We start from the raw sequence: 24,668 nt of genomic DNA on the forward strand, positions 1-24,668 counted from the left end.
CATCGGGTCTGTCCGGCAGTCGACCCCTTGTAGGAGCCGGCTTGCCGGCGAAGGGGCCCCCGGGTTTTGCGCAAGTCTTGAAATCGCCTTCGCTGGCAAGCCAGCTCCTACGGTTATTTATGTTTGTGGGTTGGTACGCACGTACTGCAATTGACGATTGCTCAAACTGTGATCCCGGGCCTATGTTCTTGCCGTTCGATAACAAGAAAAGGAAGGACCTTATGCGCAGTGTGTTGTTCAAGTCCCTGGCCCTGACGGCCGCCATCGCCGCCAGCAGTTCGGTTTTTGCCGTGACCCTGGAAGGCGGCGCGGTGGCCGCGCCCAACCAGTACGGCGCCGATGTCGCGGCGCAGATCCTCAAGAAGGGCGGCAACGCGGTGGATGCCGCGGTGGCCACGGCCTTCGCCCTGGCAGTGACCTACCCCGAAGCCGGCAACATCGGCGGCGGCGGTTTCATGACGATGTTCGTCGACGGCAAACCCTACTTTCTCGACTACCGGGAAACCGCGCCCAAGGCTGCGACCCGGGACATGTACCTGAATGAAAAGGGCGAGGTGATCGAGAACCTGAGCCTGGTGGGCGCCCGCGCCGCCGGGGTGCCGGGCACGGTGATGGGCCTGTGGGAAGCTCACCAGAAGTTCGGCAAGTTGCCGTGGAGCGAGCTGATCACTCCGGCCGTGGGCTACGCGAAAAACGGCTTCAAGGTGGCGGACAAGCAGTACCAGTACCGCGAGGATGCGTTGAAGCTGTTCAACGGCACCACCAACTTCGGCGACTACTTCGGCAGCATGAAACCGGGTGAAATCTTCCGTCAGCCGGAACTGGCCGCGACCCTGGAACGCATCGCCGACCAGGGCGCCAAGGAGTTCTACAGCGGCAAGACCGCCGACTTGCTGGTGGCGCAGATGCAGGCCGACAAAGGCCTGATCACCAAGCAGGACCTGCAGGACTACAAGGTCCAGTGGCGCCAGCCGCTGCAGGTGACCTTCCGTGGCAATACCCTGTACACCGCACCACCACCCAGCTCCGGCGGGGTGGCCTTGGCGCAGTTGATCAGCATCAAGGAAGAGCGCGCGGCGGACTTCAAGGGTGTGGAGCTCAATTCGGCCAAGTACATTCACCTGCTGGCGGAAATCGAAAAGCGGGTGTTCGCCGACCGCGCCGACTACCTGGGCGACCCGGCGTTTTCCGATGTTCCGGTCAAGCAACTGACCGACCCGGCGTATCTGAAAAAACGCGCCGCCGAGGTCAACCCCAACGCCATCTCGGCTACCGAGAAAGTGCGCCCCGGGCTTGAGCCGCACCAGACCACCCACTTCTCCATCGTCGATGCCCAGGGCAACGCGGTGAGCAACACCTACACCCTGAACTGGGACTATGGCAGCGGCGTGGTGGTCAAGGGCGCGGGCTTTTTGCTCAACGACGAAATGGACGACTTCAGCGCCAAGCCGGGCGTGGCCAACGCCTTCGGCGTAGTGGGCGGCGACGCCAACGCCATCGCCCCGGGCAAGCGCATGCTGTCCTCCATGAGCCCGAGCCTGGTGACCCGCGACGGCAAGGTCACCCTGGTGCTGGGCACCCCCGGTGGTTCGCGGATCTTCACCTCGATCTTCCAGGTGCTGAACAACCTCTATGACTACAACCTGCCTCTGGAAAAGGCCGTGGCCGCGCAGCGCGTGCATCACCAGTTGCTGCCCAAGGACACGATCTACTACGACGCCTATGCGCCGCTCACCGGCAAGGTCGCCGATGAGCTGAAAACCATGGGCTACACCCTGGAAGACCAGGGTTGGGAGATGGGTGATATCCAGGCGATCCGGGTCAATGGCACTGCGCTTGAAACCGCTTCCGACCCACGCGGCCGCGGTGTCGGCAAGGTCGTCAAATAACCGCTGAACCCCGGTAGGAGCTGGCCGGGCGGCGTTCCGCTTGCCGGCGAAAGGGCCTGCAAGCCTGGTGCCAGATCCAACGGCCTTTTCGCTGGCAAGCCAGCTCCTACATTCGCTGTGCAGGCGCCGACGGCCGGCTGGCCGGCGGCGGCTCAATTCCGTAACATTCCCCGCCTTCTTTCCGCTCCTCCAAGGGCCGCGTCCGCCGGTCCGTCTATCAGGTCAATCATGAAAGCAAAACGTCTGCGTGCCGATGTCCTGGCCGGACTCACTACCTCGTTCGCCTTGTTGCCCGAATGCATCGCCTTCGCCCTGGTGGCCCATCTCAACCCGTTGATGGGCCTGTATGGCGCCTTCTTCATCTGCACCCTGACGGCGCTGTTCGGCGGTCGGCCGGGCATGGTGTCCGGCGCTGCCGGTTCCATGGCGGTGGTGATCGTCGCCCTGGTGGTGCAGCACGGGGTGCAGTACCTGCTGGCCACGGTGCTGCTGGGGGGGCTGGTGATGGTCGCCTTTGGCCTGCTGCGCCTGGGCAAGCTGGTGCGCATGGTGCCGCACCCGGTGATGCTGGGTTTCGTCAACGGCCTGGCGATCGTCATTGCCCTGGCCCAGCTGGAGCATTTCAAGAGTGGTGAGCATTGGCTCAGCGGCCAGCCGTTGTACCTGATGGCCGGGCTGGTGGCGCTGACCATGGCCATTGTCTACCTGCTGCCACGGCTGACTCGGGCCGTGCCGCCGGCCCTGGTGGCAATTCTCGGCGTGGGCTTGCTGGTGTACCTGCTGGGCCTGCCGACCCGCACCCTGGGCGACATGGCCCACATCGCCGGCGGCCTGCCGAGCCTGGCGCTGCCCCAGGTGCCGTGGAACCTGGAAACCCTGGGCATCATCGCGCCCTACGCGTTCCTGATGGCCATGGTCGGCCTGCTGGAAACCCTGCTGACCCTGAACCTCACCGATGAAATCACCGAGAGCCGCGGCTACCCGGACCGCGAATGCGTGGCCCTGGGCGCGGCCAATGTGGTCTCGGGAATGTTCGGCGGCATGGGCGGCTGCGCGATGATCGGCCAGACCGTGATCAACCTCAGCTCCGGTGGCCGCGGGCGTTTGTCCGGGGTGGTGGCCGGGGGGCTGATCCTACTGTTCGTGCTGTTCCTGTCGCCGCTGATCGAGCGCATTCCCCTGGCGGCGCTGGTGGGGGTGATGTTCGTGGTGTCGCAGCAGACCTTTGCCTGGGCCTCGTTGCGGGTGATCAACAAGGTGCCGATGAACGATGTGCTGGTGATCCTTGCCGTGACCGTGATCACGGTGTTCACCGACCTGGCCATGGCGGTGTTCTGCGGCATTGTGATCGCCGCCCTCAACTTCGCCTGGCAGCAGGCCCGGGAGCTGTACGCCGATGCTCACCTGGAGGCCGACGGCAGCAAGCTCTATCACTTGCACGGCACTTTGTTCTTTGCTTCCACCACGCCGTTTCTCAATCAGTTCGACCCGGCGGGTGACCCGCAGCACGTGACCGTCGACTGTCGTCACCTGAGCTTTGTCGACTATTCGGCCGTCGCCGCCTTGAAAACCTTGCGCGAACGCTATGCCAAGGCCGGCAAGCAGCTACGGGTGCTGCACCTGTCGGAGCGTTGCAAGAAGCTGCTCAAACGGGCCCGGGTGCAACACGATTGAGGCCCGCGGGCGAGTGGCAGTGCTCGCCCGTTTTTCAATGAGCGGGGATGAAAATACCCACTGCCGATTTTCATCGCCGCCGCTTTTGCATAGCTGTTCGCGACAAAGCCTGCCTCTTTACGAAAATTAGTTTCACTTGGTTTGAAACAAATCTCCTTAAGTGATTAAAGAGTTTCACAACCATTCCAAAGTGACGCTGTTTTCAAGGAGAACACCATGGCTCCCGCAACGGGTTACGGGCTACTGGGCTACGCCGCAGTCGCCATCATTGCGTTGATCGTGTTGATCGCCCGCTACCGACTCAACCCCTTTATCGTCATCACCCTGGTGTCCGTCGGCCTGGCGCTGATGGCCGGCATGCCGCCGTCCGGCGTGGTGGGTGCCTATGAAGCCGGGGTCGGCAAGACCCTGGGTCACATCGCCCTGGTGGTGGCCTTGGGCACCATGCTCGGCAAGTTGATGGCCGAATCCGGCGGCGCCGAACAGGTGGCGCGGACCCTGATCGAGCGCTTCGGCGAGCGCAACGCTCACTGGGCCATGGTGTGCATTGCTTTCCTGGTGGGGCTGCCACTGTTTTTCGAAGTGGGTTTTGTGCTGCTGATCCCCATTGCCTTCACCGTGGCGCGGCGGGTGGGGGTGTCGCTGCTGATGGTGGGCCTGCCCATGGTCGCCGGGCTGTCGGTGGTCCATGCCCTGGTGCCGCCCCATCCGGGGGCGATGCTGGCGGTGCAGGCCTATCAGGCGCCGGTGGGGCAGACCCTGCTATACGCGCTGCTGATCGGCGTGCCCACAGCGATCATTGCCGGTCCGGTGTATGCCCGGTTTATCGTGCCGCACATTCATCTGCCGGCCGAGAACCCCCTGGAGCGTCAGTTCATTGCCCGCGAACCCCGGGTGCGCCTGCCCAGCTTTCGCCTGACCATAGCCACCATCCTGTTGCCGGTGGTGCTGATGCTGATTGGCGGCTGGGCCAACCTGCTGGCGGAACCCGGCACCGGGCTCAATCAGTTTTTGCTGTTTATCGGCAACTCGGTGATCGCCCTGCTGGTGGCCACCCTGGTGAGTTTCTGGACCCTGGGGCTGGCCCAGGGCATCAACCGTGAATCGATCCTCAAGTTCACCAACGAATGCCTGGCACCCACGGCCAGCATCACCTTGCTGGTGGGGGCCGGTGGCGGTCTCAACCGGATTCTGATCGATTCCGGGGTCACCGAGCAGATTGTCGGCCTGGCCCATGAATTCCAGCTGTCGCCGCTGTGGATGGGCTGGTTGTTCGCGGTACTGATGCGGGTCGCCACCGGTTCCGCCACCGTGGCCCTGACCACCGCTTCCGGAGTGGTGGCGCCGGTGGCCGTCGGTCTGGGTTATCCCCATCCGGAGTTGTTGGTGATTGCCACCGGGGCCGGTTCGGTGATTCTGTCCCACGTCAACGACGGCGGCTTCTGGCTGGTGAAGGAATACTTCAATATGACCGTCATTCAAACCTTCAAGACCTGGACCGTGCTGGAGACGCTGATTTCGGTGATCGCCTTCGGCCTGACTCTGGGACTCGCGGAGCTGTTGTAGATGGACATTCTTTATCAGATCCGTTCGCGGCTGGATGACTTCAGCGCCGGGGAAGGGCGGATCGCCCGCTTGCTGCTCGACGACGTGGGCTTTGCCGCCTCCGCCAGCCTCGACGAACTGGCCCAGCGCGCCGAAGTCAGCGCCGCCACCCTGTCGCGCTTTGCCCGCAGCGTCGGTTGCCGCGATCTGCGCCAGCTGCGTTTGCAACTGGCCCAGGCCAGCGGTATTGGCAGCCGCTTTCTCGACCCGGCCGGGGCGCCCGAGCCGTCCGGTTTCTACCGGCAGATCCTGGGCGATATCGAGTCTGCGCTGCATCAGCACCTGGCCGGTTTCGAGGAGGCGCAGTTTGCCGATGCGGTGCGCTTGCTGGGGCGGGCACGGATGATCCACGCCTTCGGCATGGGCGGCTGTTCGACCCTGTGCAGCGATGAACTGCAGGTGCGCCTGGTGCGCCTGGGCTACCCCATCGCCGCCTGCCACGACCCGGTGATGATGCGGGTGACCGCCGCCGCCCTGGGGCCGCAACACGCGGTGATCGCCTGTTCCCTGACCGGCCTTACCCCCGAATTACTGGAGCCGGTGGCCCTGGCCCGCAACTACGGTGCCGGCATCCTCGCCATTACCCTGCCCGAGTCACCCTTGGCCCAACTGGCGGACGTGGTGCTGCCTCTGCACAGCGCCGAAACCTCATTCATCTACAAACCCACCGCGGCCCGCTACGGCATGCTGCTGGCCATCGATGTCCTGGCCACCGAGCTGGCCCTGGCCCTGCCCGATGACAGCCAGGAACGCCTGCGGCGGATCAAGCTGGCCCTGGACCATTACCGGGGCGGCGACGACTGCCTGCCCCTGGGAGACTGACATGCGCTACGACACGCTGATCCGCAACGCCCTGATCATCGACGGCAGCGACCGTCCTGGCTATCGCGCCGACCTGGCGATCGGCGACGGTCGCATCCAGTGCATCGGTGACCTGTCCGCTGCCACGGCCGTGGAAGAGATCGATGCTCATGGCCGGGTCCTGGCCCCGGGCTTCATCGATGTGCACACCCACGACGACACCGTGGTGATCCGCCAGCCGCAGATGCTGCCCAAGCTCAGCCAGGGTGTGACCACAGTGATCGTCGGCAACTGCGGGATCAGCGCTGCGCCGGTGAGCCTCAAGGGCGATCCGCCGGACCCGATGAACCTGCTGGGCGAGCGCTCGATGTTTGTCTATCCGCACTTTCGCGACTATCGCGCGGCGGTGGATGAGGCGCGCCCGGCGGTGAACGTCGCGGCCCTGGTGGGCCACACGGCGCTGCGCAGCAACCACCTCTCGGACCTGCATCGCACGGCCAGCGCCGCCGAAATCGCGGCCATGCGCGAGCAACTGCGCGAAAGCCTGGAGGACGGCGCCCTCGGCCTGTCCAGCGGGCTGGCCTATGCCAGTGCCTTCTGTGCCGAGACCGATGAAGTGCTGCAACTGGCCCAGGAACTGACGGCGTTCGGGGCGGTGTACACCACCCACCTGCGCAGTGAGTTCGAACCGGTGCTGGAAGCCATGGACGAAGCCTTTCTGATCGGCCGCGCGGCCCGGGTGCCGGTGATCGTCTCCCACCTCAAATGCGCCGGCGCCGGCAACTGGGGCCGCAGTCCGCAACTGCTGGCGGCCCTGGAACAGGCCGCCCAGGAGCATCCGGTGGGCTGCGACTGCTATCCCTACGCCGCCAGCTCCTCGACCCTGGACCTGAAACAGGTCACCGATGCCTATCGCATCACCATCACCTGGTCCACGCCGCACCCCGAACAGGGCGGTCGTGATCTGAACGAGATTGCCGACGAGTGGGGCGTCAGCCTGCTGGCCGCCGCCGAGCGCCTGCAACCGGCAGGGGCGGTGTACTACGGCATGGATGAAAACGATGTACGACGCATCCTCGCCCATCCGCTGTCGATGATCGGCTCCGATGGCCTGCCGGAAGACCCGTTCCCCCATCCGCGGTTGTGGGGCGCCTTTCCCAGGGTGCTGGGCCACTTCAGTCGCGACCTCGGCCTGTTCCCGCTGCACACGGCGGTGCACAAGATGACCGGGCTTTCGGCGGCGCGTTTCGGTCTGCACCAGCGCGGCGAAATTCGCCAGGGGCATTGGGCCGACCTGGTGCTGTTCGACCCGGCGCGGGTGCGTGACGTGGCCGATTTCAAGCACCCGCAGCAAGCGGCGCAAGGGATCGATGGGGTTTGGGTCAATGGCGTGCGCAGCTACACCGAAGGCCAGGCCAACGGTCAGCGCTCGGGGTGTTTCCTGGCGCGGGAGGGGGATTTGCGCCGGGGCTTCAGATCCGCAGGCTGATTCTTTGATCTTCATCACAGTGATGGCGCTGTGCTATTAAAGAATCCTTGCGCGGCGCCGAAGTGCTGGGAATCGCCGCCTGTATAGTCGGCTTATTTCAGTCAGGGAGTCGTGCAATGAGCTTTGGCAAAACCACCCCCATCCTGCGGATCTTCGATGAAGCCAAGGCCCGGGAGTTTTACCTGGACTTCCTGGGCTTCAACCTCGATTGGCAGCACCGCTTCGAGGACAACTTCCCGCTGTACATGCAGGTGTCCCGGGGCGAGTGCGTGTTGCACCTGTCCGAGCATCACGGCGATTGCACCCCGGGCGCGGCGCTGCGGATCGAAACCGACGAACTGGAAGCCTTCCAGCAGCAATTGCTGGCCAAGGAATACCGCTTTTCCCATCCGCAGATCCAGGCCATGCCCTGGGGCAGCCAGGACATGACCATCAGCGATCCGTTCGGCAATCGGCTGGTGTTCACCAATGCCATCAGCGTCTGACCGGGCTCAGGCCTTGCCGGCGCTCAGCGCGGCCTGGCGAAACTGTCCCGGGGTCAACCCGGTGCGGCTCTTGAAGCTGCGGTGAAATGAACGGGATTCGGTGAAGCCCAGGCAATCGGCGATCCCCTGGATCGACAGCTCGCTGTGGCGCAGATAGTGCTCGGCCAACTCCTGGCGCAAGTCATCGAGAATCTGTTGGTAGGACGTGCCGGCCTGTTGCAACTGGCGCTGCAGCGTGCGCTCGGACATCTGCAGTTGTTCCGCCACCTGCTCCTTGCGCGGCAGGCCGTCCTTGAGCAACTGGCGCAACACGTTCTGCACCTGCAACGCCAGGGGCGCATCGGCCAACGAGGCCATCATCGCCTGGGCGTGATCCTCCAGGGTCTTGAGCAGCCGCGCATCGGCCTGGCGCAGGGGCAACTGCAGGTATTGCAGCGGCGCCACCAGGGCCGAGCAGGCTTGCCCGAACAGCACCGGACAACCGAACAGGGCCTCGTACTGCGCCACCTCGGCCAGCTCCGGCAGCGAGTGCTCGAACCACACCGCACTGGGTGAGAGCTGCGAGTCGGCGATCCAGCGCGCATACAGCAGCCAGGAGGCGAGCACGTTTTCCACCAGGTGCCGGCGAATGTCCGGGCGCCGATGACGACAGCTCCAGATCAGCCGCACCTGATCGCCCGCCACCTCGGCCCGGCTGGTGCCCATGTCCCCTACCAGCTTCTCGAACGGCATGATGCGGCCCATGGCTTCGCCCAGGGTGGCGCAGTTCATGGTGATGTAGCCCAGCACATTCCAGGAGTTGGGTTTGACGAAGCGCGCCGAATTGAGCCCGAACAACGGATCGCCGGAATGCTGGCAGAAGTAGTCGAGCAAACGCTCATGGACCTCCACCGGCAGGCGCAGACTGGTGTCGTTCAACTGCGCGGCCGTAAGCCCGGCCGCTGCCAGTGCCGGTTCTGTGGCAATACCCAGCTGCTCCGCATAGAGCAGATATTTGAGCAAGGGTGGGACCGAGGTAAAACCGAGGCTGGGCATGTGGAGGTTCCTGGCGACGAATCCTTCGGACAGCAGGACGCAGACCGGGAAAGGTAAGGGCAAACCCTGATGGGTGTAAATGCTCGGCGCGAGGGATTGGCGCCTTTCGCTGGCAAGCCAGCTCCTACAACGGTCTGTAGGAGCCGGCTTGCCGGCGAAGGGCACGCCGCCTATTCCCCTAACCACCGCGCGATAAGGTTCGCCTCTGATGACGGATTTTCGCTTTGATTTGTAGGGCATTTCCGCGAGAATCCCCCCGTTACATTTCAGCTGTTTGCATGGCTTGTGCCTATCGAATGTCCAGGGCTAGTCTTCGGCCGTCGCTGCACTTCAGCGATCGGGTTTGGTAGCCCGCATCACTTCAGGCACAAGCGCCGCTGACTTTCGACAGGCCTTAATCTGTCGACGTGTTATGGCGGCTGTGCGCAGGGCACCTCGTGTGCGCTGGGTTTCCTGGAGTCCCGGTCTACCAACCTGCGTATGGCCGCCACCTTGATCGTTTGGTAGCGATGCGTGGCGGTTCAACTTCTCCAGGAGTTTTGCCGTGAAGAAGATCGTTCCCGATCCACCCGTTCTGCAACCCAGTCGTGAGTTGATCACTGCGCTGGAAGAACCCAACAAGACCTTGCTACAGGCGCTGCAAAACACCGCGCTTTCGCCCCCTTTGCATGAGCGTTTCACTGTCACTGGCAGCACCCGCTTTGGTTGCCGGGATGGTGATGGCCGTCCGCTGTTTGCGGTACGTGAAGGGTTCAATGCCGAAGAGGCGCTGCTGCACGTTTCATTGCTGCTTAAGTGCGCGGAAGAAACCGCCGACGAAATCACCAGCGCCAGCGGCATCGAGCGCAGCTTGATCTGGTCGATGATTCATTCGGTGGAGATGGCGCGAGCGGTGGTGGATGCGCTGTTGGATGGCGCTAGTAAACCGGCGGAGTAGGGCGGCGCGTCGCCGGCAGGGACCGGGCTAACCTAGACCTGTAGAGGTACATCAAGCGCGTTTGCGATCACGCTTGTTGCCGTGTCAATTAATGGCGGTTGTGTGCTGGCGGATTTTCGGATCCACCAGGTTGCTTCTTCCTGGCATTGCAGGCCTGCACGCAGCCGCCACCCCTGTTGACGTGAGGTAGGGCCACTGCGTTGCGCCTTTCGCTGGCAAGCCAGCTCCTACAAGGGTCTGTAGGAGCCGGCTTGCCGGCGAAGGGGACGCCGCGGATCAGACGCGGAAGTGGCTGACCATCATTTGCAACTGACCGCCCAGGCGCGCCAGTTCAACACTTGCGGCTGCGGTTTCGTCGCTGGCGGCGGCGGTCTGTTCGGACACGTCGCGCACGTTGATGATGCTGCGGCTGATCTCTTCGGCCACGGCGCTCTGTTGCTCGGCAGCGGCGGCGATCTGCTGGTTCATCGATTGGATGTTGGACACGGTGCGGGTGATGCTTTCCAGCGAGGCACCGGCCTTGCGGGTCAGCTCGACGCTGCTGTCGGTCAGACTGCGGCTGTTGTTCATCACGGTAGCCACTTGCTGGGTGCCGTTCTGCAGGCCGGCCACCAGTTCCTCGATCTCTTCGGTGGACTTCTGGGTGCGCTGGGCCAGGGCCCGCACTTCGTCGGCGACCACGGCGAAACCACGACCAGCCTCACCGGCACGGGCGGCTTCAATGGCGGCGTTCAGTGCCAGCAGGTTGGTCTGCTCGGCCACGGCCTTGATCACGTCCATGACGCTGCCGATCTTGTCGCTTTCCTGTTGCAGCACGGTCATGGCGTCGGTGGAACGCACCACTTCACTGGCCAGGCGCTCGATCTGCTCGATGGCCTGGGCCACCACCTTGTCGCCTTCGCGGGCTTCACCGTCGGCGGCGGCTGCGGCCTGGGAGGCTTCTTCGGCGTTGCGCGCGACTTCCTGCACGGTGGCGGTCATCTCGTGCATGGCGGTGGCCACCTGGTCGGTCTCGACTTTCTGGCTGTTGACCCCGGCGCTGGTTTCTTCGGTCACGGCGGACAGTTCTTCCGCGGCGCTGGCGATCTGGGTCACGCCGTCGCGGATGCCACCGATCAGTTCGCGCAGGGTCACGCCCATGCGCACGATGCCTTGTTGCAGCACGCCCAGTTCATCGCGACGGGTCACCCGCAGGTTTTCGGTGAGATCGCCCGAAGCGATGCGCTCGACCACGGCCAGGGTTTCCCGCAGCGGACGGGTAATCTGCCGGGTGATGATCACGGCAGCCAGTACGCCCACCAGCAGGGCCAGCAGGGTGCTGATCAATTGCAGGCTGCGGGCCTGGGCGCTTTCGATGTCGCGGCGCTCCAGCTGGATCTGGTACAGAGCGTCGCTGCGGCTGACGATGTCGGCGCCCTGCTCGGTCATTTCCTTGCGCGCCTGTACGGCGTCGGTGAAGGCGACCTTGAAGGCCTGCAGCGAGCTGCGGTAGCCGCTCAGTGCGGTTTCCAGCTGTTGCAGGGCATCACGCTGGGTGCTGCTGAAATGGCTCTTGAGCTGATCCATTTCGGCAATCGCCGCGTTGAGCTGGGTGACGGCTTTCTGTTCGGTGTCCGGGTTGTTGGTGGTGACGTAGCCGCGCACTTCATAGCGGGCCAGTTGGAAGGCTTCCTTGGCCTGGGTGATGGCCTGGAACTGCGTAAAGCGCTCGTCGCTCAGGGGCAGTTGCTTGACCCAGGTGTTGATGCCATTGATCAGGTCATTGGCGCGTTCGGCGTTCTGGTTCATCGCCAGGCGCGCAGCGTCGCCGGTGCGGTAGGCGTTGCGCATCTTGTTCAGCGAGTCCTGATAGGCGCTGATGGTCGCGCCCAGGCCTTGCAGGAGCTTGATGTTTTCCGGGCTCTGGAACGAGGTCAGGAGTTTTTTCTGCTGGGCGCTGAAATCGTCCAGGGTGTTCTGCACGCCCTGGGCGGCGGTTTCGTCGCCGTTGGCCAGCATGTACTGCAGGCGGGTGACCCGCAGCTTGGTCAGGCCGCTGTTGAGCTGGGTGATGTCGCTCATCCAGTTACTGCGGTCAATCAGGCTGCCCAGGCTGGTCCAGCCGGTCAGTGCCAGGACGCTGGTGAGGGCCAGGACCAGGCCGAAACCCAGGCCCAGCTTAAGGTTGACGCTGATGTTGGCAAACCAACTGCTCATTTAATTCCTCCAGGAACGTAGCTCTTCTTGATCTTGAGTTGGCTGGAAGATTGTTGTTGTTGGTGACCAGCAAGGTGTTTTGTAGGGGGTGTATCGGCGGGATGTGCCATAGCTGAAACGATTTCGTCGGCATTGTCCCAAGACAATGTTTTAGGCGATGGACGGTTATTTTGCGGGATCAACCGCCAGTCCGTTGAGCTTTTTTTCACATTGATTTCACCGCTCCCCCACGCCACCCACCCTAGAGTCGGCCCGGTTGCTGCCAGAGTGACCGGCAGAGCTCAATTGTCATCCGGGTTCTGTAGTCTCGCTACGCGCTGCTCAACACCTCGGATCATCCTCAAAAGGGCGGCAGGACTGTGGCTACAAGACTTGTGCTGGCGGTGGCCAAGCGTCCGCCTTTATGGCGTTCCCTGGTCCGTTACAAGAACACACTGACGCTGCTGCTGGGCGGTTTGCTGTTGCTCCCCTTGAGTCTGTACCTGTTCAAGCCGGCGGCGGTGCCTGACCTGGCCCATGGCAACGAAGCCGGGATCAAGGCCTTGACCAGCAGTTGGGCCAAGGGCGACATGATTGTCCTGGTGCGTCACGTGGAGCGTTGCGATCGTTCCAGCGCCGCCTGCCTCGGCCCGGCGGACGGCATTACCGATCGAGCGCGGGAGGTGGCGGTAGGCATTGGCGCGCGCTTCGAGCAGTTGGGCCTGGAACGCACCGACATCTATAACAGCCCTTCGACCCGTACCGCGCAGACGGCCGGCTATATGTTCAGCAAGGTCAGCAGTGGCGATGGCTGGCTGTACAACTGCAAGAACAGCCTGCTGCGCGACGTGCTGGCGCATAAGGTAGCCGGCCGCAATCTGGTGCTGGTGACCCACAGTGAGTGCATGGACGAACTGGAGAAACAACTGAAGCTGTCGACCCCGACCCTGGGTTACGGCGCCTCGCTGTTCGTGTCCACCGATACCCTCAACGGGGCGCCGAAGATGCTTGGGATGATCGAGGCCAGTGACTGGCGTTCGGTAAACCTCAAGCCCTGACGGCCCCGGGGAGCCGGCCGTCGCGGTCAGCCGGGCGAGGCCAGCCATCGGGCTCAGGGGGCCATCAGGTCCGGATCGGCGGGCGGGGTTGTTGCGGGGGGCAGTGTGCCGGGCGCAGGACTTTCATTGATCCGCTGCGGACTGATCAGGTTGGTGAACTCCTCGATCAGGCGCTGGATAGCTTCTGGCGGCTCGCAGTCGCGAAACTCCATGCTGATCTGCACTTCGTCCGGGTCACGCTCCTGGCCTTCGCGCTTGCCGCTGCCGAAGGTGACGAAAAACTTCTCGCTCTGCAGCTCGCCATTTTCCAGGTCGTGGCTGGCCTTCTGCAGTTCGGTGCCTTGCATGCGCACCGACAGGTCCACGGTCATCTTGTGCAGGGCCAGGCCCTTGGGCGAGACCAGGGCAATCAAGGGGACATTGATGATGTGCTGTTCGTTGAGTGCCACCTCGACCATCTTGGCCTTCATCGGCGTACCCAGGTCGTTGACGTTGTAGTCGAAGAACTGGTCGAACAACTTGATGTATTGCTGGGCGATCAGGTTGTGGGTCGCGGCGGCGGCCTGGTGCATGCCACGGGTGATGTGGCTCAGGTCGCTGGCGGACATGGGCTCCTTGCGACGGGAAAAAAACGCCATGGATCATGCTCCTTGTTCGATGGCTGAAGTGCCCCGCCGTGGCGGCGGGGCGGGTGGCTGGGTCAAGCGTGGCTATCAGGGATTGGCGCCGGTTTTTTCCGCCGGTGCATCGGGCATTTTCAGCGCGTTGGCGGTGGGCAGCTTGTCGGTGTCGGTGGCGGTGGCACTCGGCAGCATCACCGGTTTGGTGGCGGCGTCGGTGAGGAAGTCGATGACTCGCATCAGGGCTTCCGGTGGGTCCTGGCGGACGATCTTGGTGCTGATGGCGTAGCGTGCCCGGGTGTCGGTCTTGCGGGTCTGCGTGGACTTGTGGCTCGCCGCGCCCTTGACCGAAACACTGAACGGGCCCCAGCCCATCTTCGCCTCGAAACTGCCGGAGGCTTCGGTGGAGCTGGTGTCCTCGGCCATCTGGCTGATGGTCAGCTCGAACTCGATGGAGCCTTCCTCAATGGTGATGTTGGGGTGACTGATGGCCGCCAGCAGCGGGATGCGCATCGATTTCTTCACCGTACCCTTGTAGACGCCCTGGTCATCCACCAGGGTTTCGTCGTAGTCGAACTGCACCGATACCGCCTGGCCGTTCTGGATACACACACCCATGAGGAAGTCCGCATAGGCTTTGCTCGCGGCGACCTGCGCCTGGATCATTGCCATCAGCGGACCGGTGATCATCTTGTCCAGGGGCAGGGCGGCAATCACGCCGCCGATCAAGCCCTTGTCGATATCTGGCATGGTCAATCTCCTTATCGTTTATGCGCGAGTTGCGCCCTTGCACCTTAAGCAAGCCAACGCCGCCGATTCAGCGGGAATCGATTACCGGTGAGTGTTGACTTCCAGGCGGCGGATGTTGCCGATCTGCCGCAGGCTCAGGCCGTACTTGTCCGCCAGGACGCTGCGGGAGATGCCTCCCAGGCTTTCCAGCTGGATGTGCTGGTTGCGGATCTGCCGGCAGAAGTGGTCGGCCTTGGGGATCTCCAGGGCCAGTCCGGCGAAGCGTTCGATCAGGGCGTTGAGAGCATCGGGAGGCAGGATCAGCGCCAGCGAAGTGCGTTCGGCGTGCTTGGGGATGTACTTAGGACGGCCGCCGTATTCACGTGTCAGGCGGTAGGCGTTTTCCAGGCCGATGCAGTCGATGAGGGCCTGGAGCGAATGGGGTAGCTGGCGAATATCGATAAGGCTGAGGTCTTTCACGTCCATTTGGTACCTCCTTGGAATTATGGATACAGCTGGTTCGATCCTAAGGAGGTGTGTCGTCCTCTGTTCAGTGGGAAATTTCCCCCCTATTAAAGGGAACTATTACATTCTGACGTTGTATCGGTCGCTGGTGATGCACTGGATTTTCTTCAACTGGAGGAGGAAATCCCCATGTCACGCTATGCGATTGATTTCAGTTTTATCGCCGCTCTCGAGGGAGCTGGCATTACCCGCGGTTATGTGCCCAATCCGGACAAGAGCAAGAGTGGCGTCACGGTGGGCACCGGCTTCGATCTGGGGCAGCGTGGGGTGAAGGATCTGCAGGCGCTCAATCTGCCGGCAGATCTGGTGCGGCGCTTGACGCCCTATTTGGGCCTGACGGGGCTCAAGGCCAAGGCGTTTCTCGATGCCCAGCCCTTGACCATTGGCAGTGACGAGGCCGAACTGATCGACGAGGCGTACAAGGCGCCCTTCGTCGATCGTCTGGCGGCGAACTACACCAAGGCCAGCGGGGTGGATTTCGCCCAACTGCCGGCACCGATGCAGACCGTGATCGCCTCGGTGGCCTTTCAGTACGGTGACCTGGCTAGCCGCACGCCGAACTTCTGGGCCCAGGTGGTGGCCCGCGACTGGTCCAGTGCCCTGGCCAACCTGCGTAACTTTGGCGACAGCTACGGTACCCGCCGGCGCAAGGAGGCCGATCTGTTGAGCTCGCGGTTAGGTTCATGATCCGTTGCCGCCCAGGCTACCGGCCTGGGCGGCTTGCCAGTTTCAGGGGCAGGGGGTGATTTGCATCAGGCTCGCGCTGCCCATGTAGCTGGTGTCATCGGGCCGTGTGCCGGTGGGCAGCGAGCGCCAATCCACCAACAGGCACAGGGCCTTGAGGGACTTGCCCTTGGCCTGGCCGATGGGGTTGGAAAACTCATAGCGGTACTGCGCCTGGGTGGTGTTCTGCGGGGTCACGCTGCTGGCATTGATCAAGGTGCTGCGAGCCATGTCCGGCAGTTTGTCCTGGGTGATGGTGAAGCGCGGTTGTTCACCCGCAGTCTCGAAAACGCCCTGGTCCCGGGCGCGTTTCCACAGCTGTTGCCATTGGCTGCTGCCGGCGGTGGTGCTCAGGGTCGCGGCGTAGCCCTTCAGGGTTTCGGTTGGGGTACTGGTGGTGTCCAGGGCGTGGGCGGCGCTGGCCAACAGGCTCAGGCCGATGATCAGTGAACGCAGAATCAACATGGGGCAACTCCTTTTGCAGGCCGCAAGGGCCCGACACGAACACAGGGAAGATCCCGGCGAAAAGGTATCGCCGGGGGGCAAGGCTCAGCGGGCGTCGAGGTAGTCCCAACGCAGGCCTTCCTTGTTGTTTTTGGCTGTCAGCTCCTTGGCCACGGTGTTCTCGATGGCGTTGACGTTGATGTTTTCCACTTCAAGGATATTTTTGTCCGCCAGTTGCTTGCGGAACTCGGCCTTGTTGGTGAGGAATTGGCAGGCGTGCCCCAGCTCATGCATCAGCACCAGGGCCGGGGACAGGCGCTCGACCCGATCACTGGCGAACAGCGCGAGGAATTTCTGGAAGTTGCTCAGATCCGGCTGTTTGTATTTTTTCTCGATGGCGTACACCTGGGACTTGAGGTTCCACACTACGCGGCCGGCGGAAGTGGTGGAGCTGGTTGCCGGTGGAATCCAGCGGTCGGTCTTGTCTGCCGCCGCCGAGTTGGTGACTTCCACAGTCAGTTCCTCTTTGACGGCGATCAGTTCGTCGAGGAGGAAGTTGGCCAGGTCGGATTGGCGCAGGTAGCGGCAGGCATCGTCGAAACGCTTTTGGGCGACGGCCTGATCCATGGTGGAGGTGGTAACGGTGATGGTCATGACTGACTCCTTTGGGGGGAATGCCCGTGGTTGGGCAGGAGTCATGGTTTCAAGGGCGGCAGGCGGGTATCAGCGGGAAAGGGTTCAAGGGGTATGGGCGGCGGGGATGGGCAAACGGCACCTGATTCAGGTGCCGTTTTTTTTGCGCTTCAGCCGGCGGGCGCCAGGCTGACGAAGTAGTAGGCCTGGCGGCCGACCATGAGGGTCTGCTGGATCTGCAGCGGCGGCTTGGGCGCTTCGGCGCCGCCCAGTACCGCCATGTGCTGCGGCGACTCCCGCAGAAAGGCCAGCAACTGCGCCTCGGTCTGCAGGTCCTTGAGCAGGCTCTGGGTGTAGAACACGCTGGCGCCGGCGATGCGTTCGTTGGCCTGGTACAGCGCCAGCTGGTGCCCGCTACCCTGCAACGCCATGATCCGGTCGGTCACCGGGACGAACGACAGCTTGCGGTCGGCCTTGGGCGCGGCCCATTGGGCGTTGGCCAGATAGCCGCCGATCACCAGGGCCATGAGCGCTATCAGCAAGCCCTTGCGCTGGCGCCCCACGGCACTCCAGAAACCCGTGCCCGGGGCCCGCTGGGCCAGGCGCTGGTAGAGCACCGCGCCATATTCCGCGGCCAGCACCGCCGCGGCCGGGGTCAGGGACATCAGGTACACGGTGCGCTTGCTCGACGCCAGGCACAGCAGGGTGAACTGCGCCAGCAACCAGAGGCTGAAAAACAGCAGGTAGCGGTTCTGCACCAGGGTTTTACGCAAGTGCCACAGCCCCAGGTAGACCAGGATGTTCCACGGCAGGAAGGCCTGGGGCAGCTTGGCCAGGTAGTAATAGAACGGCTCGTAGTGCCCGGCCTCTTCAAAGGAACCGCCGAAGCGCCCGACGCTGTTGGTCCACAGCACTTCCCCCAGGGCCTGCAGGCCGCCGCGCTGGTAGAGCAGGTACAGCCAGATCAGCAGAGGCACCAGCCCCAGCAGGGTCAGCAAGCCCGGGCGCAGCCAGTGGCTGAAGGTGAAGCGCTTGTCGATCAGGCTGTCGGCCAGCAGGTAGGCGAAGATCACCACCCCCGGCATGGCCAGGCCCAGCACGCCCTTGCTCAGGGTGGCGATGGCGATGCCGACGGCGAACGCCAGCCAGGCCAGCAGCGCCGGTTGCCGGGCGGCCTGGCGTCGATGGGCCTGGAAAAACGCCAGCAGGGCCAGGGTCACCCCGAGGCTGAGCAGGGCATCCTCGCCTACGCCGCGCACGTTGCTCCAGTAACTGGCCATGGTCGCCAGCATCAGCCCGGCCATGGCCGCCAGGGTTGCCGGCCGGCCAAAGCGGCGCAGCATGGCGTACAGCAGCATCACGCTGAACAGCCCGGCAAAGGCCGAGGCCAGGCGCACCGCCAGCGGCGTGCCGCCGAAGGCGCGGATGGCTCCGGCGTCGAGCCACAGGCTCAGGGGCGGCTTTTCCAGGAACGGCGTGCCGAACAGGCGGGGTGTCACCCAGTCATCATCCAGGTGCATTTCCATGGCGATCCCGGCGACCCGGGCTTCGGTGGAACCTTGCAACTGGTGGTTGCCCAGGGCGAAGAAGAACAGCAGGCAGGCCAGCAGGAACAACAGCGGAGCGGGTCGTGACATGAATTTTGCGCCGGCAGATCGAGGGGCGCAGCCGGAAGGCCGCGGGCAAGCGCAAAAGTATACGGAGGCAACTCTTAACAAATTGTGAACAAGTAGGGGGAAAAGGTGCGGTTCGGTCTTGAAGACTCAGTCGGACCCGCTCGGGTGGTGTTGGGAGAGTTGATCAGCGCAGGTGACGGCCGCTGCGCCACCAGAACACCAGCCCCAGAAAAGCCCCCGAGCAGCCGAACAATGGCGCCAGCGGCAGGTAGCGCGGCAAACCGTCGGGTAGCGGTTCATCCTCATAGCGGTCGGTATAGAAGCTGGAGGGCGCCAGGCTCGCTACCACGGGAATGGTCGGCATTGCCGCCAGTGCACCGCAGAACAGGTAGATCAGCACATTGCGCCAGGCAAAACGCTGGGCCAGCCAGAAGAACAGGGCGCAGGGCAGGGCCGTGATAATGCCGATCAGCACGCCACTGACGACCAGGGTCAGCAGGCCCACGAATAGCGTCTGGAGAATGATGTCTGCGTTCAACGAGCCGGCGCCGGCCAGCATTGCCAGCATGATCAGCAAGGCCAGGATCACGGCCAGGGCCGTGACGCCGATGAAGTAGGCGGCGAACCAGTCTTCAGGGGGCACGCTGCGTTGGGGTGGAGTTGTTACGGACATGGAAAAGATCGCTATATGGGTGGCTGCTTTGGCCCTGCTCAAGGGGCGGGTTGCTTGGCGTCGGGCCGGTGGTGAATAAAGGCTCGGCTCAGCGCAAGTGACGCCCGCTGCGCCACCAGAACACTACCCCCAGAAACACCCCACAGCCGCCGAACATCGATGCCAGCTGTAAATAGTGCAGCGCAGCGCTGACGCCGTGCGGGAGGTTGAAGAGTTCGGGGAGCAGCTGGGTCATCACGGGGATGGCGAACTGCGCCGCCAGGGCTCCACTCACCAGGTAGATCCACAGGCGGCGCCAGGTAAAGCGCTGGGCCAGCCAGAAGAACAGGATGCACGGCAAGGCGGCGATCAGGGTAATCAGCACCAGGCTCACCATCAGCACCGCCACGCTGAACGACAGGGAGTTGAGCAGCGATTGCCACGGCGTCTGGCTGGTGCTCAGCAGGATCAGATTGACCACCAGCATCAGGGCCAAGGCCAGTCCCGCAACGCCGATGAAGTACGTGGCGATCCAGTGATAGGGGCTCAGGGTGCGAACGGAATTGGGCGTTTGGGGCATGGTGGGCACTGGCTTCGACTGAGGATGACCGGACCCAGGCTATCGGCAGCAAGGCGTTTTGATTGTGGAGTTTGCGTGGTTTTTTCGCGGTCAATGTTCTCTGGCGGATGACGTCGGGGCAGAAAATCCCTTATACAGGCAGCGGCCCGTCGACTGTTCACGGGCCCGGCTTGCGTCACCCACCCAGAAGGAGATGGACATGTTCAAGTTCCTGACTATGACCGAGTTGCCTCGTACCCCTGCGCATCGTGATGGAGGCTCCGTCAGCGGAGCGATCAATGCCTGGGAGCTGAAAAATCGGGCTCTCAATACGAAGGGGTTTGTTACATGTCCAAAGAATTACTCGGAGTTTCTGCTGTAGGGCTGATGGTGCTGGGCGAGTTCTGCGCCATCTACAGTGAAGTGGTGGTGGCGCGGCTGGCCCATTCCGGCAACACCTCGGGTGCCGAACTGGCGTTGCCGGTGCTGATCATGTGCCTGGGCGGTATCTGCCTGCTGGCGGCCTACTGGCTGGGCTATGTGGCGGTTGGCGACATCTGGATCATCACCGTGGTCTCGGTGACATCGCTGCTGCTCCTGGAACCGCTGGTGATCTGGGCGCTGTTCCAGCAGGCGCCCGGCCGCGGTGCCTTGATCGGCTTCTGCCTCGGTGCGCTGGGGATGTTGTCCGCCGTGTTCCTGTAGCACAGGCGCGCAGGTCCGGCCTGGCAGGCAAGCCGCCGGGCCCGGGTCTTCAGACCCGGCCCTGGGCAAAGTAGCGACTGGGCGGCTCGCCCAATACCTTGCGAAACACACCGCTGAACGCGCTTGGGCTGCTGTAGCCCAGGTCGGTGGCAACCCGGGTGATGGGTTGTCCCTGGCCCAGGCGTACCACTGCAGCCAACAGGCAGGCCTGCTGACGCCATTCGACGAAACTGATGCCGCTGTGTTGCCGGAACAGGCGGGTGAAGGTGCGGCGGCTCATCCCGGCGCGCTCGGCCATGGCATCGATCCCCAGCTCCAGCGACGGTTGCTCCAGCATTTCCCGGCAGACCCTGGCCAGGCGCGGCTCGGACGGTAATGGGGCGTTGAGGCACAGCGCCGGCATGGCGGCGATTTCATGCAGCAGCAGGTTCATGAGCTGGCCCTGCGCGCTGTCCTCGGCGTAGAGAGCGGGGATGTCCACGGCTCGCAGCAGCAACTGGCGCAGCAGTTCCGACACCTCCAGTACCTGGCAATGTTCGGGCAAGCCCAGGTTCTTGATGGCCTGGGGGCGCACATAGGTGTTGAGCATGGTCACCGGCCCGCTCATGTGCATGGCATGGGTCACCCCGGCCGGCACCCAAATGGCCCGCTGTGGCGGCACCACCCAGTTGCCCTGCTCGGTGTAGACGCTGATGACCCCGGTGGCGGCGTAGGCGAACTGCCCGCGTCGATGCTGGTGTTCGGCGAAGTGCTGGCCGTCCGCATAGTCGATGGCCGTGACCAGCGCATCTCGGGGGATGTTTTCGTAGGGGTCGATATCGATAGGGTGCATGGCCCGAATTTACTGATAGTTGACCTGATACTGCAAGCGGGCCATGGCTTCACGCAGCGATAGTGCGGCCCTGCCCCGGGATGTGCCCGGGGCCGCCTTTTGTGGATCGCGCGACATGCAGAAAAAACACCTGTTCCTGGCACTCCTGGTGACGGCCTTGTGGGGCCTGAACTTTCCCATCACCAAACTCGGCCTGGCCAGTGTCGATCCGTTGCTGCTCACCGCCCTGCGTTTCACCCTGGCGGCGTTGCCCTGGGTGTTCCTGGTGCCACGCCCGCCCGTGGCGCTCGGCTGGCTGGCGGCCTACGGGCTGATATTCGGGGTGGCCATGTGGGCGCTGATCAACCTGGGGATCGATCAGGGTGTCGCTCCGGGCACGGCTTCGCTGTTGATCCAGTTCAGCGCCTTTTTCTCCCTGGGCTGGGGCGTGTTGCTGTTCGGCGAGCGCCTGCGCCTGCAACAGGTTCTGGCCATGGCCATTGCTCTGTGGGGGCTGCTGCGGATCATCGGCGACAGCCCTGGGCACGCCACCAGTCTGGGTTACGCCTTGCTGTTGGTGAGTGCGTTCAGTTGGAGTGTGGGCAACGTCATCATCAAGCGCTGTGGGGTTCGGGAGGTGTTCGCCTTCGTGGTCTGGGCCAGCCTGTTTGCGCCGTTGCCGCTGCTGGCGTTGACCTGGATAAGCCATGGGAGTGCGCCGTTTCTGCAACTGGCCGGGCAGGTGTCCGCCAGCGCGGCCTTGTCCCTGATGTTCCAGGTCTATGCGGCAACCCATTTCTGTTATTGGGGCTGGAACCTGTTGTTGCGTGAGTATCCGGTCTCCCGGGTGGCGCCCTTGTCGCTGCTGATCCCGGTGTTCGGCATGGCCGGTTCGGTGTTGATCCTGGGGCAGCGGGTCGGGGTCGATGAGGCTGTATCCATGGGCCTGATCCTGCTGGCGCTGGCAGTGGGGCAGTTCGATTGGCGCCGGTTTTTCCCCCTGCGCCGCGGCTCCGTGTAACCGCAGCCTCGCGGGCTCGACAGCGGCCACTGTCAGCAGGGCAGAACGGCGTCGTGGGGATTTTCATCCCTGTTCAGGCACCGTTCAGGGGCTGCGCGCGCAACATGTTCAGCCTTATGCCGGGCTGATGGCGCGGCGCTTTCTGGTGGGGCGAAGATGGTTCGAGAAACGCGTTTCGGGATTGAGTCCTGGGGTATCTACCTGGTGGCCCTGCTGCTGTTCACCTTTGGCATCTGGGACGAGCAGCCCCAGGGTTTCGACGGCCGTTGGGCGCTGTTTCTGCAGGAGATGTTCCGTCACGGGCCGAGCCTGTTCCCCACCACTTACGGCCAGCCGTATCCGGACTATCCGGGCACCGCGACCTTCTTCAGCTACCTGTTCGCCCAGGCTTTCGGCGCCCCCAATCACTTGGCCAATATCCTGCCCACCGCGCTGGCTTCGGCCGGGGTGCTGGCGTTGTTGTATCGCCTGCTGGCGCCTTCGGGGCGCACCTGGGCACTGCTCTCGGTATTGCTCACGGCGCTGACCAGCCAGCTGTTGGACAAGTCCCGCTCGGTGTGTCTGGACCAGATGGTTTCGCTGCTGTGCCTGGGGGCTTTCTACCTGCTGCACAGCGGCGAACAGCGTGGCTCGCGGCTGCGGCCACTGATGGTGCTGCCGCTGTTCGTGCTGGCCTTCGCCATTCGCGGGCCCTTGGGGCTGGTGGAAGTCTGCGGCGTGGTCTGCACCTACTGGCTGCTGGGAGAGAGTCGTACCCAGGAGGCGCGCCGTATCCTGTTCAAGCGCGTGCTCGGCTACGGTTTCAGCGGCCTGCTGTTGCTGGCAGCCTGTTGGTGGCTGCTGCTGAAGCTGGCTTATGTCAGCGGCGGCGAGGCCTTTATGCAGCAGGTCTACCACATGCAGGTGGGCGGGCGCCTGGATGAGAGTGGCGAGCCGTTCTACTTCTACTTCCAGTTGGCCTTGTACCGCTATTTTCCCGTGGTGCCGCTGGCCCTGGTGACGTTGTGGGTGCTGCGCAGCCAAGTGTTCCGGCGCCATGGCGACCCGCAACTGCGCCTGGTACTGCGTCTTGGCGCCTGCGGCCTGATGATCCTGCTGGGCTTGTCGGTGCCGCACTTCAAACGCGCCTATTACATCTTGCCCCTGGTGCCGATGTTCGCCGCGGTGGCCGCCTACGGCCTGCTCATGGTCCGGGGTCGGCTGGACAAGGTACGCAGCGCCTACCTGTGGCTGGTGGGTTTGTTGCCGGGGTTGTGCATCCTGGTGCTCTTCGTCCTGCGTCACAGCTGGCACAAGCACGGTTATTGGCCGCCGGTGTCCATGCCGTTGCTGATCACGATCTTCGTCGTGTTGCAGCTGCTGGCGCTGTATGGCTGGCGCAAGACCCTGGGCAGTTTCGGGCGGCGTCTGGTGCTGCTCAGCGGCTTGGCCCTGGCGGCGCAATGGACGCTGCTGGTGGCGGTGGTGGACCCGGCCAAGGATCTGCAGTTCGACACTAAGGCCTTCGTTTCCCAGGTTGAACAGTTGCGTCAGGCGAGCCCCGGGCCGCTGGTGTTCTTCAACCTGGGCCAGGACACCTGGGCGGTGCGCTACATGATGAACCTGGACCGCGACGAGCAACCGCTGTTCGTCAGCGGCGACGACCCCGGGCACCTGGATGCGCTGCCTCACGACTCCTGGGTGATCATCGCGCGCAAGGACCGGGGGCTGCTGGATAACACCTCGCTGGAGAATCAGCTGCCGGTGTTCGAGGGGCGGCTCAACGACAACCCCTGCCTGGTGTTCCAGTTGCAGTAAGTGCTTGGCAGCGAGCGAGGCGGGTCGTATTTTTGGCCACTTCCATCAGCGTGAAAACCAGGGAGTGGTCATGGAGTGTCAAGTTCGTCCGGCGGTAGAAACCGATGCCGCGCGGGTCAGCCAGGTGATCCTGGCGGCCTTGCTCACCAGTAATGCCCAGGACTATCCCGCCAGTGTGATCGAGCGGGTCAAGGCCAGTTTCACCACCGATGCCGTGCGCCAACTGATGCAGCGCCGGCAGATGTTTGTCGCCCTGGTGGACGGGGAATTGCTGGGCACCGCCAGCCTCGACGGGCGCGCGGTACGTTCGGTGTTTGTCGACCCGGCGTACCACGGCCATGGCCTGGGCCGGCAAATGATGGCCGCAGTCGAGCAGGCGGCGCTGGATGCGGGCTTGACCTCGCTGGTGGTGCCCTCGTCGGTCACCGCCGAAGGCTTTTATGCCCGCCTGGGCTTTGTCCGGGTGCGCGAGCACTACGAAGGCGAGGAACTGACGCTGATCATGGAACGGGCCCTGTCAGGGCCGGCTTAACACTTGGATGGCCATCGGAGCCTGAACCTTGTAGGAGCGAGCTTGCTCGCGATGGACGTTAACGATAACGCCGGTTCGCTGGGGAAATGCGGCGCTCTGGGGATTTTCGCGAGCAAGCTCGCTCCTACCGTGCCGGGTTGAACTCAAGGCACC

25 protein-coding genes and 1 pseudogene are annotated in these 24,668 nt (G+C 63.5%); 13 read left to right on the forward strand and 13 right to left on the reverse strand.

What is annotated here, in order from left to right; all coding sequences use genetic code 11:
• Positions 1–221 precede the first annotated feature (221 nt).
• From ggt to BLX41_RS27000, 6 genes are all read left to right on the forward strand, one after another.
• Positions 222–1,889 (forward strand): gamma-glutamyltransferase, encoded by a 1,668-nt coding sequence (ggt, locus tag BLX41_RS26975; protein ID WP_123727362.1) that lies wholly within the window; start codon positions 222–224, stop codon positions 1,887–1,889.
• Positions 1,890–2,117: 228 nt separating this feature from the next.
• The gene (locus BLX41_RS26980) at positions 2,118–3,563 is read left to right on the forward strand and encodes a SulP family inorganic anion transporter (protein ID WP_123727363.1); all 1,446 of its coding nucleotides are present in this window, start codon (positions 2,118–2,120) and stop codon (positions 3,561–3,563) included.
• 216 nt (positions 3,564–3,779) lie between these two features.
• Positions 3,780–5,129, forward strand: coding sequence for a GntT/GntP/DsdX family permease (locus BLX41_RS26985; protein ID WP_123727364.1), 1,350 nt, complete (start codon positions 3,780–3,782; stop codon positions 5,127–5,129).
• A complete protein-coding gene (locus BLX41_RS26990; protein WP_123727365.1) occupies positions 5,130–5,990 on the forward strand; it encodes a MurR/RpiR family transcriptional regulator in 861 nt (286 codons plus the stop codon).
• Position 5,991: 1 nt separating this feature from the next.
• Positions 5,992–7,458, forward strand: coding sequence for an N-acyl-D-amino-acid deacylase family protein (locus BLX41_RS26995; protein WP_123727366.1), 1,467 nt, complete (start codon positions 5,992–5,994; stop codon positions 7,456–7,458).
• A gap of 116 nt (positions 7,459–7,574) precedes the next feature.
• Complete coding sequence (locus BLX41_RS27000) at positions 7,575–7,943, forward strand: glyoxalase superfamily protein (RefSeq protein WP_123727367.1); 369 nt, start codon at positions 7,575–7,577, stop codon at positions 7,941–7,943.
• Positions 7,944–7,949: 6 nt separating this feature from the next.
• On the opposite strand, the gene gliR is transcribed toward BLX41_RS27000, so the two are convergent.
• On the reverse strand, positions 7,950–8,978 hold the full coding sequence (gene gliR, locus BLX41_RS27005) for an AraC family transcriptional regulator GliR (protein WP_123727368.1): 1,029 nt from the start codon (positions 8,976–8,978) through the stop codon (positions 7,950–7,952).
• Positions 8,979–9,522: 544 nt separating this feature from the next.
• Between gliR and BLX41_RS27010 the strand changes: the two genes are divergently transcribed.
• Entirely contained in the window at positions 9,523–9,915 is a 393-nt protein-coding gene (locus BLX41_RS27010; protein WP_123727369.1) for a DUF3077 domain-containing protein, read from the forward strand.
• A 276-nt stretch (positions 9,916–10,191) separates the two neighbouring features.
• Here BLX41_RS27010 and BLX41_RS37480 read toward each other — a convergent pair whose 3' ends face one another.
• From BLX41_RS37480 to BLX41_RS33435, 3 genes and pseudogenes are all read right to left on the reverse strand, one after another.
• Complete coding sequence (locus BLX41_RS37480; RefSeq protein WP_375538620.1) at positions 10,192–11,055, reverse strand: methyl-accepting chemotaxis protein; 864 nt, start codon at positions 11,053–11,055, stop codon at positions 10,192–10,194.
• Between the two features lie 42 nt (positions 11,056–11,097).
• Positions 11,098–11,976: pseudogene (locus BLX41_RS37485) on the reverse strand (methyl-accepting chemotaxis protein); the annotation flags it as partial.
• Positions 11,977–12,107: 131 nt separating this feature from the next.
• A complete protein-coding gene (locus BLX41_RS33435; RefSeq protein ID WP_148059784.1) occupies positions 12,108–12,320 on the reverse strand; it encodes a hypothetical protein in 213 nt (70 codons plus the stop codon).
• Positions 12,321–12,470: 150 nt separating this feature from the next.
• Here BLX41_RS33435 and pmrG point away from each other — a divergent pair, with 150 nt between their 5' ends.
• Positions 12,471–13,148 carry a lipopolysaccharide core heptose(II)-phosphate phosphatase PmrG gene (gene pmrG, locus BLX41_RS27020; RefSeq protein WP_123727371.1) on the forward strand — a complete coding sequence of 226 codons (678 nt, stop codon included), beginning with the start codon at positions 12,471–12,473 and terminating at the stop codon, positions 13,146–13,148.
• A 53-nt stretch (positions 13,149–13,201) separates the two neighbouring features.
• On the opposite strand, the gene BLX41_RS27025 is transcribed toward pmrG, so the two are convergent.
• The 3 genes from BLX41_RS27025 to BLX41_RS27035 form a co-directional block, all read right to left on the reverse strand.
• Positions 13,202–13,786: a DUF2589 domain-containing protein gene (locus BLX41_RS27025; protein WP_123727372.1), complete on the reverse strand. Its 585-nt coding sequence runs from the start codon at positions 13,784–13,786 to the stop codon at positions 13,202–13,204.
• Between the two features lie 75 nt (positions 13,787–13,861).
• Entirely contained in the window at positions 13,862–14,518 is a 657-nt protein-coding gene (locus BLX41_RS27030; protein WP_123727373.1) for a DUF2589 domain-containing protein, read from the reverse strand.
• Positions 14,519–14,599: 81 nt separating this feature from the next.
• Positions 14,600–14,983 carry a transcriptional regulator gene (locus BLX41_RS27035; protein ID WP_123727374.1) on the reverse strand — a complete coding sequence of 128 codons (384 nt, stop codon included), beginning with the start codon at positions 14,981–14,983 and terminating at the stop codon, positions 14,600–14,602.
• A 168-nt stretch (positions 14,984–15,151) separates the two neighbouring features.
• Here BLX41_RS27035 and BLX41_RS27040 point away from each other — a divergent pair, with 168 nt between their 5' ends.
• Positions 15,152–15,709, forward strand: coding sequence for a pesticin C-terminus-like muramidase (locus BLX41_RS27040; protein WP_123727375.1), 558 nt, complete (start codon positions 15,152–15,154; stop codon positions 15,707–15,709).
• Between the two features lie 42 nt (positions 15,710–15,751).
• Here BLX41_RS27040 and BLX41_RS27045 read toward each other — a convergent pair whose 3' ends face one another.
• From BLX41_RS27045 to BLX41_RS27065, 5 genes are all read right to left on the reverse strand, one after another.
• Entirely contained in the window at positions 15,752–16,210 is a 459-nt protein-coding gene (locus BLX41_RS27045) for a hypothetical protein (RefSeq protein ID WP_123727376.1), read from the reverse strand.
• 84 nt (positions 16,211–16,294) lie between these two features.
• Complete coding sequence (locus BLX41_RS36400; protein WP_259745228.1) at positions 16,295–16,843, reverse strand: hypothetical protein; 549 nt, start codon at positions 16,841–16,843, stop codon at positions 16,295–16,297.
• Between the two features lie 149 nt (positions 16,844–16,992).
• Positions 16,993–18,459: an ArnT family glycosyltransferase gene (locus BLX41_RS27055; protein WP_123727377.1), complete on the reverse strand. Its 1,467-nt coding sequence runs from the start codon at positions 18,457–18,459 to the stop codon at positions 16,993–16,995.
• Positions 18,460–18,622: 163 nt separating this feature from the next.
• Positions 18,623–19,111: a hypothetical protein gene (locus BLX41_RS27060; RefSeq protein WP_185073811.1), complete on the reverse strand. Its 489-nt coding sequence runs from the start codon at positions 19,109–19,111 to the stop codon at positions 18,623–18,625.
• Positions 19,112–19,199: 88 nt separating this feature from the next.
• The gene (locus BLX41_RS27065; RefSeq protein WP_240321949.1) at positions 19,200–19,670 is read right to left on the reverse strand and encodes a hypothetical protein; all 471 of its coding nucleotides are present in this window, start codon (positions 19,668–19,670) and stop codon (positions 19,200–19,202) included.
• Between the two features lie 366 nt (positions 19,671–20,036).
• Here BLX41_RS27065 and BLX41_RS27070 point away from each other — a divergent pair, with 366 nt between their 5' ends.
• Positions 20,037–20,354 (forward strand): hypothetical protein, encoded by a 318-nt coding sequence (locus tag BLX41_RS27070; protein WP_011059155.1) that lies wholly within the window; start codon positions 20,037–20,039, stop codon positions 20,352–20,354.
• A gap of 49 nt (positions 20,355–20,403) precedes the next feature.
• On the opposite strand, the gene BLX41_RS27075 is transcribed toward BLX41_RS27070, so the two are convergent.
• On the reverse strand, positions 20,404–21,186 hold the full coding sequence (locus BLX41_RS27075) for an AraC family transcriptional regulator (protein WP_123727379.1): 783 nt from the start codon (positions 21,184–21,186) through the stop codon (positions 20,404–20,406).
• A 115-nt stretch (positions 21,187–21,301) separates the two neighbouring features.
• Between BLX41_RS27075 and BLX41_RS27080 the strand changes: the two genes are divergently transcribed.
• The 3 genes from BLX41_RS27080 to BLX41_RS27090 all read left to right on the forward strand — a co-directional run bounded on the left by BLX41_RS27080 (position 21,302) and on the right by BLX41_RS27090 (position 24,515).
• Positions 21,302–22,186: an EamA family transporter gene (locus tag BLX41_RS27080; protein WP_123727380.1), complete on the forward strand. Its 885-nt coding sequence runs from the start codon at positions 21,302–21,304 to the stop codon at positions 22,184–22,186.
• A gap of 156 nt (positions 22,187–22,342) precedes the next feature.
• A complete protein-coding gene (locus BLX41_RS27085) occupies positions 22,343–23,983 on the forward strand; it encodes an ArnT family glycosyltransferase (RefSeq protein ID WP_123727381.1) in 1,641 nt (546 codons plus the stop codon).
• A 70-nt stretch (positions 23,984–24,053) separates the two neighbouring features.
• Complete coding sequence (locus tag BLX41_RS27090) at positions 24,054–24,515, forward strand: GNAT family N-acetyltransferase (protein WP_123727382.1); 462 nt, start codon at positions 24,054–24,056, stop codon at positions 24,513–24,515.
• Positions 24,516–24,668: the final 153 nt, after the last annotated feature.

Source organism: Pseudomonas protegens (genome assembly GCF_003732485.1).
Lineage (GTDB): Bacteria > Pseudomonadota > Gammaproteobacteria > Pseudomonadales > Pseudomonadaceae > Aquipseudomonas > Aquipseudomonas protegens_B.

Bases quoted from the DNA above. Each gene is read 5' to 3' on its own strand.
- ggt (WP_123727362.1), top strand. From the start codon at position 222: ATGCGCAGTGTGTTGTTCAAGTCCCTGGCCCTGACGGCCGCCATCGCC.
- BLX41_RS26980 (WP_123727363.1), top strand. From the start codon at position 2,118: ATGAAAGCAAAACGTCTGCGTGCCGATGTCCTGGCCGGACTCACTACC.
- BLX41_RS26985 (WP_123727364.1), top strand. From the start codon at position 3,780: ATGGCTCCCGCAACGGGTTACGGGCTACTGGGCTACGCCGCAGTCGCC.
- BLX41_RS26990 (WP_123727365.1), top strand. From the start codon at position 5,130: ATGGACATTCTTTATCAGATCCGTTCGCGGCTGGATGACTTCAGCGCC.
- BLX41_RS26995 (WP_123727366.1), top strand. From the start codon at position 5,992: ATGCGCTACGACACGCTGATCCGCAACGCCCTGATCATCGACGGCAGC.
- BLX41_RS27000 (WP_123727367.1), top strand. From the start codon at position 7,575: ATGAGCTTTGGCAAAACCACCCCCATCCTGCGGATCTTCGATGAAGCC.
- gliR (WP_123727368.1), bottom strand. From the start codon at position 8,978: ATGCCCAGCCTCGGTTTTACCTCGGTCCCACCCTTGCTCAAATATCTG.
- BLX41_RS37480 (WP_375538620.1), bottom strand. From the start codon at position 11,055: ATGGGCGTGACCCTGCGCGAACTGATCGGTGGCATCCGCGACGGCGTG.
- BLX41_RS27025 (WP_123727372.1), bottom strand. From the start codon at position 13,786: ATGGCGTTTTTTTCCCGTCGCAAGGAGCCCATGTCCGCCAGCGACCTG.
- BLX41_RS27030 (WP_123727373.1), bottom strand. From the start codon at position 14,518: ATGCCAGATATCGACAAGGGCTTGATCGGCGGCGTGATTGCCGCCCTG.
- BLX41_RS27035 (WP_123727374.1), bottom strand. From the start codon at position 14,983: ATGGACGTGAAAGACCTCAGCCTTATCGATATTCGCCAGCTACCCCAT.
- BLX41_RS27040 (WP_123727375.1), top strand. From the start codon at position 15,152: ATGTCACGCTATGCGATTGATTTCAGTTTTATCGCCGCTCTCGAGGGA.
- BLX41_RS27045 (WP_123727376.1), bottom strand. From the start codon at position 16,210: ATGTTGATTCTGCGTTCACTGATCATCGGCCTGAGCCTGTTGGCCAGC.
- BLX41_RS36400 (WP_259745228.1), bottom strand. From the start codon at position 16,843: ATGACCATCACCGTTACCACCTCCACCATGGATCAGGCCGTCGCCCAA.
- BLX41_RS27055 (WP_123727377.1), bottom strand. From the start codon at position 18,459: ATGTCACGACCCGCTCCGCTGTTGTTCCTGCTGGCCTGCCTGCTGTTC.
- BLX41_RS27060 (WP_185073811.1), bottom strand. From the start codon at position 19,111: ATGTCCGTAACAACTCCACCCCAACGCAGCGTGCCCCCTGAAGACTGG.
- BLX41_RS27065 (WP_240321949.1), bottom strand. From the start codon at position 19,670: ATGCCCCAAACGCCCAATTCCGTTCGCACCCTGAGCCCCTATCACTGG.
- BLX41_RS27070 (WP_011059155.1), top strand. From the start codon at position 20,037: ATGGTGCTGGGCGAGTTCTGCGCCATCTACAGTGAAGTGGTGGTGGCG.
- BLX41_RS27075 (WP_123727379.1), bottom strand. From the start codon at position 21,186: ATGCACCCTATCGATATCGACCCCTACGAAAACATCCCCCGAGATGCG.
- BLX41_RS27080 (WP_123727380.1), top strand. From the start codon at position 21,302: ATGCAGAAAAAACACCTGTTCCTGGCACTCCTGGTGACGGCCTTGTGG.
- BLX41_RS27085 (WP_123727381.1), top strand. From the start codon at position 22,343: ATGGTTCGAGAAACGCGTTTCGGGATTGAGTCCTGGGGTATCTACCTG.
- BLX41_RS27090 (WP_123727382.1), top strand. From the start codon at position 24,054: ATGGAGTGTCAAGTTCGTCCGGCGGTAGAAACCGATGCCGCGCGGGTC.